Origin of the sequence: Lentibacillus jeotgali (assembly GCF_000224785.1) — a bacterium.
Lineage (GTDB): Bacteria > Bacillota > Bacilli > Bacillales > Amphibacillaceae > Lentibacillus > Lentibacillus jeotgali.
Genome location: NZ_AGAV01000005.1, coordinates 614032 through 634573, shown reverse-complemented (window position 1 = coordinate 634573; position 20542 = coordinate 614032). Strand labels below are relative to the sequence as shown.

Genomic DNA, 20542 nt, shown 5'->3' with positions numbered 1-20542 from the left:
CCATTTACTTTGCATAATATCTGCTTTACTTTAATTCGGAAAGCCAAGAAAGAAGCGCTTGGTCCCTATTCCAATCCGGAAGATCGCTATTAATCAAATCTGGGTAAACATTTTCAATGGCCTTTCTTTTCGTCTCAGTATCCGTTCTAGCATAAATTTCAGTTGTTTTTAAATCCACATGGCCAAGGAAATCACGAATGTATATTAAGTTGACGCCAGCTTGCAGTAAATGCATAGCTTTCGAGTGGCGAAACATATGTGGTTTTACTTTTGTAGGTATAATCGTAGAAGTCTTTTGTGCCTCTGCCACATATTTTGAAATGATATAAGCTATTTCTTCCTTGGTAAGCTTGTTATGTTGGTTGTTAGAGAATAAAGGATACTCATTTTTCCATGGTTTATCGAGCTGATGTTCAACAATATAGTGCTCCAATAATGATACCGTATTTTTCATAAGAGGTACACGTCTTATCTTATTTCCTTTTCCGTTTAATACAATGACGGCTGGTTCCTCCAGAATGACATCCCTGACAGTAATATCAATAAGTTCCTGTCCCCTGGCTCCTGTATCATACAACACACTCATGAGTGTTAGGTTACGCCGACCTTTTAGGCAATTTTTATTTGGTTGTTCCAAAAGAAGTTTCATTGCCTCAGGTGTCAGGTGCTCCACCATTGTTTTCTTTGCCTTTTTAGTGGGAATGGTGATGACTTTTTGGAAGTGAAATAGCCCAGCGGGCTCTTCAGCCTGCGCGTACCGGAAAAAGGAGTGAATTGCGGAAAGTCTTTGGTTTCGGGTCGAGATGCCGCATTTTCGATCCTCCTCCAACCATTCTAGGAATTCTACCAGTAAGTCACTCGAAAGAACGCTTATCGTTATTCGTTCTGCTGGTATATTTTTCATTTCTTGGCAATACTTAATTAAGAGTTTAAATGTATCCCGATAGGAATGAATGGTGTTTTTACTCACATTTTTCTGGGACGGCAAGTAACTCGAAAGAAAGTCAGTAAGATGTTTGGCAAAATCAGTCGGTTTCAACCGCATCGCCTCCCAGTCCCGGAATCATCTTCGGAAATTGTGTTTCCAATTTTAAAGTAATATTCGGAAACACGTCGGCAGTCATGCGCAAGTAATAGGCGGTTTCTTCAAACGTATCGTGCCCCATATATGTTTTCAGTACCGGAAGGTAAGCTGTTAAATCTTTTTCCTGTTCCGTCCATTTTTTCAGGCAATGAACGGCATAAGTGTGACGAAAATCATAAATACGAGAACCTTTCCCTCTACCGCCATGCGAAATATTGGCACCCCACAGAAATTTGCGGAAGTTCTTATATACATTCCCTATAGTCATCGGTTTTCCACCAAAAGCAGGGAAGTAATAGTCTTCGACTTTTGAAAAACGGTGTACCCTATCTGAATAAAGCCGACAGCGTTCAGTTAGAGACCTCGACATAGGTATCATTCTGCTGTTATCTTTCTTGGATTGATGGACGATGAGAATGCCGTTTTCAAGATCAACGTCAGCTACTTTTAAAAGTCGTGCTTTCGATAATCTCAGTCCACACATGTAAATCATCCGAAAAAATACAGGCATAATGAGATGTCGATATGGACATTCGTAACAGTACTTGCATTTCTCAGTTTCAGTAAAGAACTTAGTGAGTTCATCCGTTGTATAAATATACGGAGTATATTGTTGCCCCTTCGGAAAATATCCTTTAGGAAGGATATAAGCATTCGCTCCAACAGAATCCATATACTTTGCAAACTGGCGCATGAATGATGCACGTGAGGCTTGGTTAGCCTGAGTCTCATACGTTTTTTTGCTGCACCAATCCAATACGATTTCCTTTGTTAAATCGATTGCATCAGGGTATTTTTCCAATGTAAATCGGTCGAAACGTTTAAGATGACGAGTATCTGTGTCATATTTATATCCAACTGCTCGTTTCAATTCCACGTGATTTTGAAGATATTCTTTAAAAGGACCTTTGTATTCGATATCACTCATAGCTGGACACCTCATCAAAATCAAGCGCACATTCTTTCAGCTTTTCGATGTCCGTCTTCAGATAGACAGCCGTTGAGTTCGTATCAACATGTCCAAGGATATCTGAAATGGTGGAAAGCGGCGTTTCTTTTTCCAGAAGCATACTGGCCATTGTGTGCCTCAGAGAATGCATACCTCTTCGCTTTTTCGACTTTGGGATACGAGCTTGTTCCATGTACCTACTAATCAGCTGGTGTAAATGATCGGCTTCTGAAAATGGATCAAATGGCGCCATATGTTTGACGAATAGGTAGGGACTTTCTATGCTTGGTCGTCCGTATTTGAGATAATCGATCACGGCCCAGCCCACCTCCGGTGTCAGGGGAAGAGATATGGTTTCTCTTGTCTTGGATTGTGTGAAGACTAACTGCTTTTCTTCCCATCGGAAGTGCTCCATTTTCAAATTTTTAATATCTGTACAACGCAAACCTAGAACACCTGCCATCAAAATAATGGCATAATCACGTTTGCCTTTCGGGCTTCCTTTATCAATGGCAGCGATCAATTTTTTTAATTCATCCTTTGTCCATACAGATGGGATACGGGTTTGTTTTCTCGCTTGAATCATTGGTGTTTTTGAAGCAAAATCTTTATCTGTTTCACCGACCTCCAAAAGAAAACGGAAAAAAGCACGTATCGAACAAATTACTTGTTCCACCGTTTTATAGGTATAACCAGCTAATGTTTTGATATAGTTGTTAATCAGAGTGAGGTTGATATCCTTACACTCCGTTACAGATTGAGAGACAAGATAATCCATAAACCGTTCTGACTGTTTGACATAATGGTCGATAGTCACCTTAGAATAATTTTGATTCTCGCAATATTGCTTAAACCGATGGCTTAATTCAATGTAATAGGCATCCATCAAAATTTCCTTGTGCTTATAATATCGGCATAAAATGGTACGGTGTAACTGAAAGTTACCAATCATCCGGATAACACGCAGTTCTTGTGTTTCTGGCTGCGATAACGTGCGTTCGAAATCTTTTTCAAGAATTTGAAAATGCTTTTCAATAAAATCGATACCCAATCGTTCTGTATAATAGGTTTCACCTCGATCCTGAGCGAATTGAAGGAGCATTTTCCACCTTCTACGGTAGAACTGCATGAAGCATTCCTCCAAAAATAATATTTGAGCATAAAGCTCTGATAATCATTTTCAGATATTATGCGAAGAAAATCGAATATGAATATTGACTTACAAGGATTTATAGCAATTACTTTGCATAATAACTTTCTTTGCATAAGGGGGTTTATGCGAAGCTTTGCATAAACCCCCTTGCGGTACACCGATTTTTCCTGCTGCTTTTATCACCTGTTTTATCAGATGCATGACCTGTGGGTCTTGAATGCGTACCGCAATTTTCCCCAACAATATATGATGCCTTATCGTATCAAAATACCGAGATAGGTCAACATCAATGACTGTTGTCATACGACGCAGTAAACTTCGTCGTACTTCTGCCAGTGCTTGATGCGGTGAGCGCCTTGGACGGAAGCCGTACGAGTTCGGGCAGAAATCTGCCTCAAAGATGGCTTCCATGATGAGTTTCAACGCCCCCTGTACTACACGGTCTCGAATAGTTGGAATTTGCAGTGTTCGCATCTTCCCGTTTGCCTTCGGGATGTCTACTTTTCGATTCGCCTACGGTTGGTAGTTTCCTTCTTGGAGTTCTTTCTGAATGTTTTCCAAAAACGTTTGAACACCTTCATGCTCCACATCATCAAAGCTCTGTCCGTCAATGCCTGGGGCACCGCCGTTTTTCTTTGCTTGTAAGTAAGCTTCATGAAGGGTAGTTCGTTTGGTTATGTGGGTAAACAAACCCCAAAACCGATGCGTAGGTTCAGTCTTCGCCTTTTGATAAATTCGCTGCCTTAGTTCCTGTAAGTTGATGGGTGTTTTTGTCATGGCACCCTTACCTCCTTTGGTCACACGAATTGTTTACAGGTTCGGACTCTTTCCTCCTCGCGTATTTTGCTGCACGCGTATCTTCAGTACTACAATCCGTTCCGCCACCCTGACACCTGCCAGTCCCATTTCCCATTCACGGTTATAAGGACAGCCTCCTCGATGAGATTTCTTCACCGGGTGTCGAGGGCTTCTCCAGTTTCCACATCATCTTTCCCTTCATGTCGCCGCTGATACCCCGCCGGTGGGAACTACTGTTTCAGACTCTTTTCAGTCAGTTCCTGCTGCTTTCGCACGTTATCGACCGTCTCAGCCACCGGATTTGCGTGTAACGAGGCTACATCTGCGTTCACTGTGTGTTACGACCTGAAGTTTTGCCGCATTCCTTTAGAATGTTTGTCGGAGGGCTTCACCGGTTCACTTTCGTTCCGCGGTGCCTCTCAGGCTACAGGAGTGAAGTCTTTTCTCCCGGTCGGACTTTCACCGACTAGATGTTGTGTCCTTCTGGACACGCCAATCGTCCAGCGTGAACGATACATGTCACTGATCTCGCTGGCTTTTAGGTCAAACCGGTTTGTGATGAGACGCAGTCGATTGCCCTTTTGTATCATCGACTTCAATTAAGCGACACAAATTATCCATGCGCTTTGTTGGACCACCGGGAGACGAAGAAATAACCGTCGTCCGTCATGCGGTCAAAACGCTTAAAATCTATGTAACCACGATCAAATACGTAGGTTGTTCCTTGTCATCCACCAAGACTTCTAATTGGTTACGATCGTATTCGTTGGCCGACATGATCTTGTTGCGTATTCCGGATAAGAAGAACCATTTTCCATGAATACCAACCGCGCAAGTGCAGTTTGACGTCGCCTTTCGTTTTACGAGAGGTAGCCCATGGGTGATTCGTCAGGTTTAATGGCATTGTACTCGAATCAATGATTTTCACGGGCATAACTGTTCGACCTGGTTGAGAATGACGTATCTGAATCAACTAATAGATAAAAGATGGCTGCCAACAAGTTGGAGTCCACAGTACGGTGTTTTCGTGACAATTGGGAAACACTAATTGAATCCAGTCCCAGTTCCTGTTGAACGTCGTCATCAAAAAGTGTATAAATCTTCAATAAATGTTTTCAGCACGTGGACCGTTTGCAAACCATCATTTAATGCGGACCATTCAGAAGGGTTATGGCTAACCCCGTCTTTGCTTTGGACAAACAACATGGCAATCGGCAGTTCTGTACCAATAATCATCGCATCGTGTGCTGCCCCACTTGGAAGCGAGAACGGTTCAATATTGTTAGCCTGGAAGGACTTTTTCAGTTTTTCCTGTATAGATTCATCTACAGGGACAGGTGTAACTCTTGATTTTTCATGATATTGCCAGTTCACCTGATGCTCTTCTGCAATTCGTCTAGTTATATGAATCGTTTCATCAACTAATTGATCACGTGTTTGTGAATCAATATCCCTTATATCTACGTAAAGCGTTACTTGTCCCGGTATGACATTAACACCATTTGGCTCAACTAATTGTCTCCCTATAGTTGCTACAGCTGATTCACTGATTGTGGTAGGAAGCTTGTTAGCTTCTACAATGAATTCACTGGCTGCCACCAATGCATCCTGACGGTCTTCCTTTTGCGTATTTCCAGCGTGACCAGCCTCACCCTCAAATGTTATTTCCAGCCAGCATAGTCCAGCAATGCCAGTTACAATCCCACAAGGAAGACGTTTTTTCTCAAGACGTTTCCCTTGTTCAATATGTACTTCAATAAACATTTCAATGTCACCTGGATTCCTTTTAGCACTTGCATAACTTTCCACACTTAAATCAACATCTTCTAACACTTTAGAAAAAGGCCACCCATTAAAATCCTGAAGTTTTTCCTTCTCATGGATATCTCTTTTTCCCCATCATAGCTTCACTGCCATTAAAGCCACCATTTTCAAATACGATAAAGTTTCTTATTAAACAATCTTGATTCACGTTATACTAGCAAGTTCTATTTACGTTGTTAGCTACAAAGATGTATATACCGACTTTTTATTGGTTTCTATGTTGGACACTCAACACACAGGAATTCTGTTAATATTCTTAAATGACCACCCGTTTTCTCAGGTGGTCATTTAAGGCTATAACCAACCAAATTAAATTTTATCCTAGGTAAACCAGCATTATAATTATTTTTAACAAGGGATATGTTAAAATGAATAACTCATATCGTAGAATGCGATTCACTCTTCTCTATACATCATCAATGCTTGGAGCATAATATCAGCTGCATTAGCGATATCTTCCCAATAGGAATTTTCTTCTGGATTATGACTTATGCCATCGATGCTTGGTACAAACAGCATGCCAACTTCCGTGTGATTAGTCAATGAGTTAGCATCGTGGTTGGCACCGCTCACCATTTCCATCACCGGAAGACCGAGTGTATTTGCTGCCCTATTCAGTAATGCCCTAACCTCCGGTGAAAGACTACTAGCTTTCTTTTTCACACCTGGTAGAATCTCTACATCGTAATTGGCTGTAACCCAGTCTAGCATTTCCTTCTCGAATGCATCGATCCTCTCTTGACTGCCAGACCTCACCTCAAAGGTCAATTCTACTGTACCGGGGATAACTGTTGCAAGATTGGGCATGACATCTAACTGTCCAACTGTCGCAACCGTTCCGTCTTTGACCTTTTTAGCTCCTTTGTGGATATGGAGCACAATTTCACTAGCATTGACAAGGGCATCTTTGCGTGAATTCATTGGCATTGTACCTGAGTGACCCGGAGTTCCGATAACTTTAATATGAGTTCTAGAAATTCCAGCAATATTTGTGACAATGCCTGTCCTATTATCATTGTTCTCAAGAACTGTTCCCTGTTCAATATGCATCTCGATGAATGCTTTATATTCAGGAAGAGTGTCCATTGCATTTCTGATATCTTGTTCTGATACCTCAAGGGATTTAAGCAATTTTTCATCGAATGCTTCAGGATTGATTTGTCCTGTAACTGTACGGCTACCAAATGTTCCTCCCAATGGATTGCCTTCTTCCCCTTTAAAGCATACCAACTCATATGCCATATTGGAATCAAAATTCTGTTCCTTGAGTGCACGAATACATTCAAGTCCGGTGAATACCCCTACTGCCCCATCGAAAAGTCCGCCATTTTTAACAGTGTCCAAATGGGAGCCGAAGGCAATAACGGGAGCATCTTCAGGGCCAATCCTGCCATACAGATTTCCAACAGCGTCTTTTCGCACCCGAGCACCATATGATTTGAGCTCCTCTGCGACCCAATCGATGGCCTGGTCTTCCTCCTTTGAGAATGCGAGCCTTGTATAACCGTCTTCACCACTATTATATACTTGAGCGACATTTTCTAGGTTATACTTCACCCTGTTAATATCAATTTTCAGTTTTTGCATGTCAATTCCCCCATTAATTGATTCGCTTGCATCCATTCCTTGAAAGTTGGGTACCTTCTAATATTTAGCAAATTACCCTTCAGAACGCTCAGAAAATTAACATCATAATGGTCAGTTAGCATGTTCTGATATTTATCCCAAAGTTCTTCTTCACTAAAGCGATGGTCGTATTCTCCTTTTGCGGTGTAGGTAGTATGTTCAAGTTCTGTACCATCTTTCAATGTAACTATCACCTTCGCTGCACGTCTTTCAGGTAGCAATTTGGTCAACTCCTGACTTTCACTGACAAACACTCTGTAAGCAAGCTTTTCCACCTGTTGAAGGTTGTCTTCATAATCTCCAAACAGGTCAACGCCCATTAATATACAAGCGACAACATATGGAATAGAAAATTTGGATTGCAACCTGGTTTCAGGTCTTTTGATGTTGCATCTTGCTGCCAAATTGTATGTCTCAACCTCAACCTTGTCTATTTCTTTAAAATTAATGCTATTGCCTGCTTTCAACGCAAGAGAGGCATCGATTGCAGCATGTGTGAATCTGCATGCTGGATGTACTTTTAAGTAGTTCTTTATGATCAATGGTGGATCCATGAGTGACTCCGTCAATCGATCTGCAGTGATACCATCTCCCATGATACTGGACCATAGGTTTTCAACGACTTTCTTGTTTGAACCGAAACCGTACTGCTGGTAACTGACGGTTTCATAAGCGAGAAAACTTCCGATTCCTGTATATAGATTCCTGACCGACTGACCCTTTTCCGCTGCCAGCCAGGTCGTGGACAGCGGAAGGGATAGAGTCATCAACACTATCTCCTTGATGGCTGCCTTATCTCTGCCTTCGATCAGTGCACGGGCGACTGCTCCCCCGACATTTCCCCATGTGCCATGAGGATGCATGTCATTCCTCATACTAATTGCATATGCCAATCTGCTGGATATTTCATACGCTCGAATGAAAGCATCAATCACCTGCTCCGTTGTCGCATCATTTTCATATGCGCTCACCAGCAACGAAGGCAGGATGTGTGCACTTGGATGGCCTTTAGCAAATGTATTGCCTTCATCCAGTTCGTTGGATACGAGGGCGGTGCCATGGATGATCAGACTATCCTTTCGGTCAATTAGCAGATCTGTACCCAGTACTGGAAACCTATACCCTTGATCAGTTACACGATTCGACGCATCGTTTATGTAACTGGCGATTTCCTCTTCGGATTGGAGGCCGTAAAGGGCAGAGATAACAGTATCACTGATGACCCATTCCGCCTGTCTCTTTGTATTTTCGGAAAACATACTATATTCAAGGACCGTATCAATCAATTCATTGAACTGTTTTTCCATCTCTTCACTCCTATACAGTACCGGATCCTTTGATAAATTTACCATACCCTGATTCAACCATGACCTCCTGACCATCAAATACGGTCCTGCCCCTGATGATTGTTTCCATTACTTTCCCTTTAATCCTACGGTCTCTAAATGGCAACAGGCTGATGTCCGTATCCAACATATCCGCACTCATCTGCCATTCCTTTTCAGGATCAATAACCACAAAGTCTGCATCATAGCCTTCCTCAATTCTTCCTTTATGTGCCACACCGAACCTTTCGGCAGCATTCGTCGACATTACTTTTGCAAATGCACTCGGTGAAAAATCGCGACGGCTCACCATAGCATCGAACATAAGTGGTACGATAACCTCGAGTCCGGGGAGACCTGAAGGTGCTTTAAATATATTACCGTGCCCTCTCTCCTTGTCAGCTGCATTCCACCTGATATGGTCCGAGGAAATCAGATCAATATTCCCTTCTTTAAGATGTCTCCACATGCCTTCCACTTCCTCCTTCGTACGAAGTGGAGGGTTCATTTTTGCAGCGGGACCGTACTTCTCAAGATCTTCCTTATCCAGCAGCAGATATGGATAGCACGTTTCTGCAGATACATTTGTACCCATTTCCTTGAACATTTTAATCAAGTCAAGTGTTCTTGGGTGACTCACATGGACAATATGGAGCTTGGCTCCCGTCCAGTACGCAAATTCCATTAGCTTCAGTACTGCTGAAGTTTCCGTATATGGTGGACGCGTTTCTGTGTGTGCCAAATTGTAATGCTTGCTGGTCTCCTGATATTCCTTTGTCATCGATTTCACGATTTCGTCATCTTCCGAATGAAACGCAACAAGAATACCAGTGTCCGCAAGGGTTTTCATAGCTTTGATGATTTCATCGTTAGGTATTTTCGGAAACCGATATTCATCCGTTTCAAAAGTCGACATTTTGAATGACATCGCACCCGCTTCAATAAGTGGCTTAAGATCAGGCGTTCCTTTCTTTTTAGAAATTGTTCCCCATAGACCGACATCCACAACGGCTTCCTTCTCTAATTCTACTACCTTCTGCTTGAATATGTCAGTATTATTTACAGGATTTGGTAAATCATAGGGCATATCAAGAAAAGTCGTCACGCCTCCTTTCGCGGAAAGATAGGTCGTCTTCTCAAACCCTTCATCCGGGTTACTGAAGCAGTGAACATGTACATCAATAGCACCAGGAAAAATGAGTTTCTCCCCAAAGTCCTTAACGGCATCACCTTCCAATTTCACATCTGTTGAAACTCTATCCACTCGGCCATCACTGATTCCGATAGAGCCTTTGACAACGTCATTTTCTAACACAAGATTTCCTTTTATAACCTGTTCATAATTCATATTCACATTCTCCTTTTATTTAAATTAGAATAGTAAGTTCGGCAGCCACAGCGAAAGAATCGGGAAGGCAATCAGAACGATTAGCACGAAAATATCTATTATCACGAATGGTGTGACACCTTTAAAAATATCAGTTATTGTGATATCTCTAGACACCACGCCTTTCAGTGCATACACGTTTAGGCCTACCGGGGGAGTCACCGCCCCAATCTCCGTAAGCTTTAATGCGATAACACCAAACCATATCAAATCATATCCAAGACCTGAAACAATCGGTGCCACGATTGGTAGAATCAGAGCGTAGATCCCAATTGGAACCATAATCATTCCTAGTAAAAAGAAAATCAGGGATATAATGATAATAATAACAATAGGTGGCACATCAAGATTCACAAAGTACGATGTGAGGTTTGCAGGCATTTGACTTAATGCCAACACTTTCGCATAAAATAATGCCCCAATGTTAATCAGAAACACCATGGATGTCGTATTAGCAGAATCTCGCAGGGCTCCCGAAAATGCATCGAATTTACGAAAGTGACCCTGTATAAAGCCGATAACCACAATAAGTATGCAGCCGACCGCAGCGGATTCCGTCGGTGTGAATATACCGGTATAGATGCCACCCAGCAAAGCAACTGCGACAAGTATAATAGGCCAAGATTCGCCCATTGCACTGAAACGCTGCTTCACAGTCAGTTCAGGTTGTGCCTTCTGCCTTTTCATCATGGCTGGATCGTTTTTGCATCTAATATAGATATAAATCGAGTAAATCACCGCACTGAGTAGACCCGGGATGATTCCAGCAAAAAATAGTCCTGCAACCGAAGTTTGTGTAAATAGCGCATAGATAATGAACATCATGCTCGGTGGAATCATGGAAGCGAATGTACCCGCAGAGGCAATAATGCCCGAAGAAAAGCTTTTGTTGTAACCAAGCTTTCTCATTTCCGGAAGTGCCATCTTTCCGAAAATAGAAGTAGCCGCGATGGATGCCCCGGAAATTGCCCCGAAACCGGCGGTAGCGAGACACGTAGCAATACCAACAGATCCCGGAATCCCTGATGCAACGGCATCTGCACTTCTGAATGCTTTAGTAGCCAATCCGGATTGCACCGCCAGCGCCCCCAATAGAATAAATAGTGGGATAGCAACCCAGCTAGGTGCTGCAATCGAACTATGTGCAGAGCCTACGAGCAGGGCAATAGCTCTGGCGCCATCCAAGATAAGAAAAGTACTGATCAGTCCACTGGTGATGAATGAAATACCCACGGGTACTCCGATAGCAATAAAAATCAACAGCAGTAGAATGCATATGATTCCGATAAAAGTAATATCCAGCATGCTTTACCCCCTTTTTATAAGTTTGCTGTCAAATCTTTTGATGAATCATCGGATTCGTCATCCCCGTAGTTCGGATCGATGATTGCTTTCAACAGGTTCAATAGAATTTGCAGTACAAAGAAGAGCAATCCAGCCACAAGCGCCAATTTTGAAGGCCAGATTGGGATAGTGACCACACCTGGAAAACTTTCCTTGGATTGGAATGAGAATATTAAATTATCGAACGCGGCATATAGGAAGATTAGTATCGTAACCAGCTTGATAATGTTAACAAGAATATCTAAAACTCTCCTACTTTTCTTGTTGAGCCAGTGATCCAAAATCTCGACAGCTGCATGCTGATTATGCTGTTCCGTCGTCGAAAGACCTAGATAGACCACTGATATTAGCACGAGTACGGACAGGTTCGAAAGACCTTCAATTGCATACCCAACTTCCCTCGAAGCAACGTTTGTGACCAAGAGGATCATGATGATAAACAACAAAATGCCGCATAATTCAGAGAGACGTTTATTAACTAGTTTAAAAATATTATCTATTTTATTGATAAAATTCATGGTCTGCTCCTTTCCTACTACACAGTTATTCCTCAGAATCCTCTAATGCATCATTCACAATCTGCTCCATATCTTCAACGTACTGTTCAGCATTTTCAATACCGTGAACCTCTTTCGCTTCCTTAACCCATGTTTCCCTCAAATTTTCAAACAACTTTTCGTCGTTGAACATGGCAATATCTTCGTCACTGGCGATTTTCACATTGGCACCCGCTTCTTTCTGTTCCTGGATCGTTTCCTCGAGCTCTTGCTGATAGACCTTGGCGAATTCCTTCTGGGCTGATTCAGTCGCCCTCATGATCCCTTCTTGTATATCTTTTGGAAGTCGATCCCACATATCCTGATTGATTGTATGAATAAACGGTGCAGACCACCATAGGCTCGGGGCAACAATAATGTTCGGTGCAACTTCATAGAAGTTCATCATATGAAATCCATCATAATTGGTCATGACCCCGTCGATCATACCTGTCTGCAATGACATGTATACATCATCAAATGGTACGCTTACAGGATTCGCACCCATATTCTTGAGCACTTCCATATACCACCTGCTGGATGCACGCCAATCTTCTCCCTTGATATCGGAAAGACTATCCAACTCCGTTGTCGAAGCAAATACAATTGGCAATCCTGTCGTAATAAGCAATGGTTTTTGGTTATTCTTCTCGAGGACTCCCCTCAGACGCGGTAGTTCTTTCATTGCTTGATCGATTATGCCATGTATGCTTTCAAAGTCGTCAGGAGCTTCCGGGAATAATTTGAGCAGCTCATAGCTGAACATACGATTAGGATAGTTGTCAGGATAGATCAGACCCATATCCGCTATACCATCTCTGACTCCATTTAGTGCCTGGCTGGAACTCAGCAGTCCACCACCATAAATTGCATTAATCTCGACCTTTCCATCTGTTTCTTTCTCGATTTCCGGGAACCAGTAGTTTTCAATGAAATTGGTCCGCATACCATTCGGAGGATCATGATCCGAATAGTTTAGAGTGATTTCATATTCGTCAGTACTGTAGCCATCTTCGGTAACCTCACTTTGCGCCTTACCACAGCCAGACAGTACCACCATAATAATCAATAGGCATATTGCACTCTTTTTTTCAAATTGCATCCAACCCCTCCTTTGCAATCGTTTACAAATCACTTTAAAAATTTTTCAATACTCGCAACCGCCTCCTTGAACCTCTCTACCAGTACATTTTCATCCTTCTCGGCCATTCGGTATTCAGGTCCAGCAATGGCCAGTGAGGCAAACACCTTTCCTTTCGAATTCCGGATCGGGAAACCAATAGATATCACCCCTTTATCCACTTCGCTGAAAGAACGTGCATATCCCCGGCCCCTGATATGTTTCATATCCTCGATAATATCAGTCTTATCTGTAAGCGTCTTATCTGTAAACCGCTGTACATGTCCCCCTTCAATGATCTTATCCAGAAGATCTGCATTCTGATATGCCAGAATCACTTTGGAAGACGCTCCACTGTATAATGGAAGAATCTTGCCTTCCTCCGAAGACACCTTGATTGGCTGGTTTGAAGTCGAAGTTGCAAGACAAACAGCGTTGATATCTGAAAGCACACTTAGAATAGTCGTTTCGCCGAATTCCAGTGTCAGGTCATTCATCATAGGATGAGAAACCTCTGTAATGTTGATGTCCGATCGGACAATATTTGCATACTCCAGAAACTTGTAGCCAAGTTTATACCTGCCCTTATGGTGTTCGATAAGGTAGCCGTGTTCTTTCAGTGTCCTTACGTGCCTGTATACACTGCTTTTTGGCAAAGAATGTAATTCGGCCATTTCATCCACAGTCAGCGATTTCCTTTCCATATTAAAAAGATTCAGTATTGAAAGAACTTTGTTTGCAGTCATAGTCCCTCCCATAATTATCATTATTTGATAATGAGATATTTAATATTGATAATATAGTTATAATATACATTTTTCTATCAATTTGGTCAATAGAACATTAGATTTTTTTGAAAACACATCGATAATTATTAAGTAATAGATGGAAAACACCATAAAAAACCAAGCAAAAAATCAAGCTCGCGTAAATATCCGACTTTTTGAACATGATTTCATACTCCAAGACGTCCGAAAACGTTAATTTAATCGTATTTTCGTCTAAACATCCCTTGTGATTCAGTCCTAACGCCTTACAATCAGTTTGTTTTTTCGTACAAAAAACCTCTTCCCATATTGAAACGGAAAGAGGGTGTTTACCTTGCTGACTATTCAACTATTTATAAAACCTATGATTGACGATAGAATTTCGGAAGTTAAGCCTTGACAAATACCACCCTATTAAACTTGGATATACCCATCAGGATTCGAGCCTGCGGTACATGGTTCAGAATGCCTCTACACCAAAGTTTCAAATGAATAATACCTCTTTTTATTTATATTGCATTTTAGTTTATTGCGATATATTCGTTACCATTCTTGTGACCAATCATACCAATACTAAAATACAGGAAAAAGTGCGTTAAGTCTAGTTATTAAATGGGTCATATTATGGTATCTGTACAATTTTAAAAATCCATAAACAGGCATTTTTTGAGTTTCAGCATAAATAAAGTAATATACAAAATAAGGACATTTTCCCGCCTAAAATGAAGTTCGACACTCATCAATATTCCTATTAAACTAAAAATAAGAAAGTTGGGAGTGAGAATCCGGGAGGACAAATGTCCTTATTTACTGGAGATAGTTCTACCATACCTTCCATTTTATTTAATCTATTAAACAGTTATAATAATACCTAGAAAGATATTAAATCTAGCAGTTGATATGGACTTATTTAATTATTAGGAGTGTGAACGAATTTCATAATTCTTAGCCCTTCTGCCGCAAGGGCTCAAAAGCATAAAAAAGGAAGTACCTCCCCAAATCTTGTATAATGGTAGTCGACCAAAACGTCCCAAAAAGACTGGAGGAATACTTCCTATGACCATTATACGACAAACGAGCTTATTTGGCATCCAAGAATTATATGAAATGGAACCTACCCAAAAATATGAGGCAATCATTTCCGCGATTGATTTGGATTCGATTTACCATGAAGTGACCAAAAAATCGCGACTTGGTGCGCCGGAAGAGCTGAATTATGCAGCAATGATTATTTCCATTTTCATTCGATACATCGAGCGTATCCCAACGATAAAAGACCTGGTCAAACGTCTAAATGACGATATTGCCTTTAAACTGAATTGCGGATTTCTTGTTTCTTGATCCAATCCCATCTGAAGCTTCTTATTCCCGGCTTTTTGCGAAGTTGAAAGAAACAAACGCTTTGGAAAAAGCGCAGGAAAAGGTTGTCCTCCAAGCCATTGCGGAAGGCTTTATCATTGATGATACAGTCGCAATCGATGCTACTCACTTCGAAGCACGCGATCAGGCACCACTTAAAGAAGAAAAGCCAAAGCCGGAGCCTAAAAAGCGCGGCAGTAAATCCAAAGAAGAGCGTGAACAATGGTTAAAGGAAAAAGCTGAAAAAGAAGCTAATATGCCTCTTTATGACAAAAAAATTGAAGCCCAATTAGACGCTTCCTTAACCGAACTTCGTGATGAAGTTCCTCGGGATCCCCAATGGGGAGTCAAGAAGAATAGTGAAGGCAAAAACGAATTCTGGTTTGGCTATAAAGGCCATCTGGCGGTTGGTACATCGAGTCAATATATTTTACAGTCCCTTTTCTCGTCAGGAAAAATGAACGACGGAAAAGGCGCCATTCCGTTATTGAAAGGGATTGATGAACGCTTGCCACTTCCAAACTTGTGTTATCAAACGATGGATGCCGGTTATGATTTTGAACCGATTTACCAGCAAGTGTACCAAATGGGGCAGCAATCCATTATTGCCTATAATAAACGGAATGAATCGGAACCAATTGGGTTTGATAAGTATTTTGCCCCGACTTGTTTCCGTGAGCATTCGTATCGTTATGATAGTTACGATGCCAAATATGAAACACTGAAGTACACGAGCCCGAAGGAATGCAAAGATTGCCCATTAGCCAATGAAGGTATTTGCCAAAAAGTGTTCAAGATGAAAATTACCAAAGACCTCAGACGATACACAGCGCCGGCTCGTGGCTCCAAAGCCTGGAAAGCTATTTACAACCGTCGTTCAGCAGTGGAACGCGTTAATGCGTATTTAAAGGAGTTCTTCCAGCTCAACAATGTTCGTAATCGCACAGGTGAACGTGCTAAAGTCCATTTTGACATCGTTACTTTGATGTATAATGCTTCAAAATTAGCTGCAGACCGTATTAATGCAGAGCTAAACCTACAACAGGCTGCATAACAACCTGTTTAAAGGAATTTTAAAAAATCCATTTTAAAAATTCTGCAGGTCTTTGTGTTTTTAAAAAGAGCAATTATGAAATTGATTCGTGTAATAAATGGAAACAAATAATCCAAGTACAAGTTTATTTTCTTGGACTACTTTTTACATGGAATTTGCTGACAAACTACTGCAATTCAAAAATAAAAGAACAGAATTATTATCCATCCTAAAAGGGGTCTACAAGGATTTAAATATACGGTATCCTTTTACTGACAAAGGAATATCTATAGAAGACATCTGTCCTTTTACAGTTTTCGGAAGTTTTAACAAAGGAATTACTAACGAAAACCGTATAGCTATTGCAAGAGAACTCAGCACTAAATTTGGCGTTCAGACACCTGTTCCGACTGAATTTGATGGTATTCCTGTTTTGAACAATATGAAAGCATGGTTTTTTGCATATAAAGCGCAAAGAGATCCAAATGACATACCAAACCTTTGGGAGATATTTGAATCAGGAATACAATACGCAGGTCAGCAATCCGATGATTTAAAGAATAAATTTATCGATTGTTATGATAAAGTAAGAAGGCAACGAGGTGTTAAATGGAATCTGACGATGGGACTGTATTGGATCCGTCCATTTAATTACATAAACCTCGATGAAAGAAACAGATCATACTTATTACAAAACAGAAGTCTCTATTCAGATGATATCACCAAAATAACAAAACTAAAAAGCTTACCTGATGCCAGTGATTACTTACAACTTGTTAACTACTTTAAAAACACATTTCAAAAAGATTATTTACCACACCAAAGTTTTCCCGAGTTGTCTTTCGCAGCATGGAAAGAATCATCTTCAAAGGGAACAGGTGGAGAGAAGCGTGGAGAAGAAGACTCTTCCTCCTCAGCTGACATCGTAAACAAAAAAGAAAAAAGATACTGGATTTATTCACCTGGCCATGGTTCCTCCAAATGGGAAGAATTCTACTCTCATGGTATTATGGGACTTGGCCGGGATGAGATGGGTGAATTAACTCAGTACTCAACAAAAAAAGAAATGAAAACAAAAATGAAAGAATTATATGGACAAGAATTTACGTATATGAATGCGGCCCATGCAACCTGGCAATTTGCTAATGAGTTATTACCAGGAGACACCATCTATGCTAAAAAAGGAAAGTCGAGAATAATTGGACGTGGTATTGTGGAATCAGAATACATTTATGATTCGACACGAGATGAATATAAACACATTCATAAAGTGAACTGGACAGACGCTGGGGAATGGGAACATCCGGGTGATGCCGTTACTAAGGCACTAACGGATATTACTCCATATACTGAATATGTACAGAAATTAGAAAATCTATTTATTGATGAAGACGATGATGAGATAGAACAATTGGAAGTCGATTACGATTCTTATCTGGAAGAAGATTTCCTCAAAGAAGTATTTTTAGATAAAAGTAATTATGATAGTTTAGTAAATCTCCTGAAAAAGAAGAAAAATGTTATACTGCAAGGAGCACCAGGTGTAGGTAAAACATTCGCTGCAAAAAGGCTTGCTTACTCCATTTTGGGAGAAAAAGATAAGAGCCGGGTAATGATGGTACAATTCCACCAAAGTTACAGTTATGAAGATTTTATAATGGGATATCGTCCAACAGATGATGAATTCGAGCTCTCAGAAGGACCATTTTATGAGTTTTGTAAAGAAGCAGAAAAGGATATTGATCGTGATTATTTCTTTATTATTGATGAGATTAACCGCGGGAACTTGAGTAAAATCTTTGGCGAACTAATGATGCTTGTTGAAAAAGACAAACGAGGACAGAAACTGCGCTTGCTTTATGCCAACGAACTATTTTCAGTACCTAAAAATGTACACATTCTTGGAATGGTGAATACGGCAGACAGAAGTTTGGCAATGATCGATTATGCACTTAGAAGAAGGTTTGCTTTCTATAAACTGGAGCCCGCTTTTGATTCTGATGGATTTCAGGAAATATTAAGTCAAGCAAACAATCCAAAATTTGATGTACTGATTGAACAAGTAAAATCCTTAAACAACTTCATTAGGCAAGATGAATCCCTAGGCAGTGGATTCCAGATCGGACACAGTTATTTTTGTACAGATGAAGAAGTAACAAATGAATGGCTGTCATCAGTAATAGAATATGAATTAGTACCGTTATTAGATGAATACTGGTTCGATGAACCTTCTAAGGTTGAACAATGGGCAAGTAGGTTACGTGGTGCTCTAAATGATTAAGATTAAGAATATTTACCATATGCTTGCATATGCCTATAAGGTTTTGCAGAAGACAAACTATGAAAAATTGAATATCGAAGAATTTGAGTATACTTCTGATTTATTTGCTGCAATACTAGCAACGGGCATCAGCAATCAAACTAAGCGAGGATTAGGTAGGGTCTATGAGGATAAAACAGAACCCCTTACATCCCCAAGAGGTAAGATTAATGTTGCTCTGTCTGTAAAACAGCAATCCTTGCTCAACAAACAGCTAGTATGCAGTTTTGATGAATATACGGAAAACTCCTATATGAATCAAATACTAAAAACAACCGCCCTATTATTAATTAAGACGCCGGAAGTTTCAGGGAAAAATAAAAAAGATTTAAAAAACTGTTGCTTTATTTTTCCAATGTAGATGAAATAAACTACCGCAGAATTCACTGGTCACGCATAAAATACCATCGAAACAATGCTACCTATAGGTTGCTAATCAACATTTGTTATTTGGTAATTGAAGGGCTGCTGCTTACCGAACAAGAAGGAAATCGCAAGCTGGCAAGATTTTTGGATAGTCAAAAAATGCATCAGCTATTTGAGAAGTTTTTACTAGAATATTATCGAAAACATTTTCCGCAATTCCATGCTTCTCCTTCTCATATTGCTTGGAATGTCGATGATGGTATAATCGATTTTCTGCCCCTTATGAAAACAGATACCACGCTCCAATATGAAGGGAAGACAGTGATTATCGATACTAAGTACTATGCACATACCATGCAAAGAAACAGCTATTATGACAGTAAAAGTTTCCACTCCCACAATTTGTATCAGATTTTCACCTATGTAAAAAACGAGGATCGTACAAATTCCGGAAATGTGAGTGGGGTTTTACTTTATGCCAAAACTGACGAAGAAATCGTGCCGGACAATGAATTCTTATTAAGTGGCAATCGAATCGCCGTCAAAACATTGGATATGAACATGGATTTCCCGGATATTGAAGAACAGTTGAACGGTTTGGCTGAAAGATTCTTGTTAAATTAAGTATTGCTGCGTGATGGCGAGAACAGGAAGTCATACATAAAATCCCCACCTGATGATTTACAGATGGGGATTATTTGACGATTACTTTTTTACATCCAAGGCAGTATTCGAGCCTGGGATCAACAGCCTAGAAGGCTGCTGATATCTCTAAAATAGAAACGGACCTTCTAAGAAAAACCCTGATTTATAGGCTTTTATATACACTAATCTGATGAATCATGACAGGTTCCAACCCCAACTAATGAATTTCAGCCCCAATTCAACCCCAAGTCTTTAATATCGTATACCGAGTTTCTTTATATCTTGCAAATATTAATCGTACCAATAATAGTCATTGTTGACTGTTGACCTATCTATGTCATTTACAAACTCCATGTACATGCACTTTTAGGTAATAAAAACTTAAATAGCACATATACAAAAATGTATAATCCGTTGAATTTTCGTGGGCAATGTTGACAAATCGTGGACAAAATAAAACCTATACTAACGTATATTCTGGCTAGAGGTTTTATTTTTTGTCCTCTAATTGAATATTGCCATGGGATTGAGCCGCCTTTGCCATTTTTCTGAACCACCGATGACAAGAAAATGAGCCAGTTCTGACAAGGGTGAGCCACTTATAGAAATAACGCTTTTTAAACCAGGCGTTAGCTGCTTGTCCTTTACCGCCGTGCCACTTCTTAGTGATCGCTAGAAGGGGTCGGGGCCCCACCAGTGAGGGCTCACTTTCCATTGACAGGACCTAGCATAGTAGAGGGTGAAAGGCAATAAAACTTTGCTAAAGCTCCACAGACTTTACACGTTTCACACATCACTAAGTAAGACCATAAAGAATCCCTAAAAAGAACTCAAGGTTTCCCTAATTATCGTTCTGCAAAACAAAATTAAATTACCATATACACTTTATTAACTGAAGAATAATAA

The 20542-nt window shown here is 40.5% G+C and carries 12 protein-coding genes and 4 pseudogenes; 3 read left to right on the top strand and 13 right to left on the bottom strand.

Features of this window, described 5'->3' with window-relative positions; genetic code table 11:
- Window positions 1-25: 25 nt before the first annotated feature.
- The 13 genes and pseudogenes from ON01_RS05795 to ON01_RS05740 all read right to left on the bottom strand — a co-directional run bounded on the left by ON01_RS05795 (window position 26) and on the right by ON01_RS05740 (window position 13892).
- On the bottom strand, window positions 26-1045 hold the full coding sequence (locus ON01_RS05795) for a site-specific integrase (RefSeq protein ID WP_245544981.1): 1020 nt from the start codon (window positions 1043-1045) through the stop codon (window positions 26-28).
- Complete coding sequence (locus tag ON01_RS05790; protein ID WP_010530064.1) at window positions 1026-2012, bottom strand: tyrosine-type recombinase/integrase; 987 nt, start codon at window positions 2010-2012, stop codon at window positions 1026-1028. Before ON01_RS05790 ends, ON01_RS05795 begins: the two co-directional genes overlap by 20 nt.
- On the bottom strand, window positions 2005-3162 hold the full coding sequence (locus tag ON01_RS05785) for a site-specific integrase (protein WP_010530063.1): 1158 nt from the start codon (window positions 3160-3162) through the stop codon (window positions 2005-2007). Before ON01_RS05785 ends, ON01_RS05790 begins: the two co-directional genes overlap by 8 nt.
- A gap of 165 nt (window positions 3163-3327) precedes the next feature.
- Window positions 3328-3963 (bottom strand): annotated as a pseudogene (locus ON01_RS05780) (reverse transcriptase domain-containing protein); the annotation flags it as partial.
- Window positions 3964-4478: 515 nt separating this feature from the next.
- Window positions 4479-5075: pseudogene (locus ON01_RS19865) on the bottom strand (transposase); the annotation flags it as partial.
- Complete coding sequence (locus ON01_RS05775; RefSeq protein WP_425357501.1) at window positions 5068-5793, bottom strand: hydantoinase/carbamoylase family amidase; 726 nt, start codon at window positions 5791-5793, stop codon at window positions 5068-5070. The pseudogene ON01_RS19865 and the gene ON01_RS05775, both read right to left, overlap by 8 nt.
- Before the next feature lie 411 nt (window positions 5794-6204).
- Complete coding sequence (locus ON01_RS05770) at window positions 6205-7395, bottom strand: M20 family metallo-hydrolase (RefSeq protein WP_010530061.1); 1191 nt, start codon at window positions 7393-7395, stop codon at window positions 6205-6207.
- A complete protein-coding gene (locus ON01_RS05765) occupies window positions 7383-8798 on the bottom strand; it encodes an MmgE/PrpD family protein (protein ID WP_010530060.1) in 1416 nt (471 codons plus the stop codon). The genes ON01_RS05770 and ON01_RS05765 overlap by 13 nt, the downstream gene beginning before the upstream one ends.
- Complete coding sequence (locus ON01_RS05760) at window positions 8752-10107, bottom strand: dihydroorotase (protein ID WP_010530059.1); 1356 nt, start codon at window positions 10105-10107, stop codon at window positions 8752-8754. The genes ON01_RS05765 and ON01_RS05760 overlap by 47 nt, the downstream gene beginning before the upstream one ends.
- A gap of 24 nt (window positions 10108-10131) precedes the next feature.
- Entirely contained in the window at window positions 10132-11451 is a 1320-nt protein-coding gene (locus ON01_RS05755; protein WP_010530058.1) for a TRAP transporter large permease, read from the bottom strand.
- A gap of 14 nt (window positions 11452-11465) precedes the next feature.
- Window positions 11466-12008, bottom strand: a complete 543-nt coding sequence (locus ON01_RS05750; RefSeq protein WP_010530057.1) for a TRAP transporter small permease subunit — start codon at window positions 12006-12008, stop codon at window positions 11466-11468.
- A gap of 25 nt (window positions 12009-12033) precedes the next feature.
- Window positions 12034-13128, bottom strand: coding sequence for a TRAP transporter substrate-binding protein DctP (gene dctP, locus ON01_RS05745; RefSeq protein ID WP_010530056.1), 1095 nt, complete (start codon window positions 13126-13128; stop codon window positions 12034-12036).
- Between the two features lie 29 nt (window positions 13129-13157).
- Window positions 13158-13892, bottom strand: coding sequence for an IclR family transcriptional regulator (locus tag ON01_RS05740; protein WP_010530055.1), 735 nt, complete (start codon window positions 13890-13892; stop codon window positions 13158-13160).
- Between the two features lie 1077 nt (window positions 13893-14969).
- On the opposite strand from ON01_RS05740, the pseudogene ON01_RS05735 reads away from it, so the two are divergent.
- The 3 genes and pseudogenes from ON01_RS05735 to mcrC all read left to right on the top strand — a co-directional run bounded on the left by ON01_RS05735 (window position 14970) and on the right by mcrC (window position 19615).
- Window positions 14970-16326, top strand: a pseudogene (locus ON01_RS05735) (IS1182 family transposase).
- A 148-nt stretch (window positions 16327-16474) separates the two neighbouring features.
- Window positions 16475-18586, top strand: coding sequence for an AAA family ATPase (locus ON01_RS05730; RefSeq protein ID WP_010530054.1), 2112 nt, complete (start codon window positions 16475-16477; stop codon window positions 18584-18586).
- Window positions 18579-19615 (top strand): annotated as a pseudogene (mcrC, locus tag ON01_RS20190) (5-methylcytosine-specific restriction endonuclease system specificity protein McrC). Before ON01_RS05730 ends, mcrC begins: the two are co-directional and overlap by 8 nt.
- Window positions 19616-20542 lie beyond the last annotated feature (927 nt).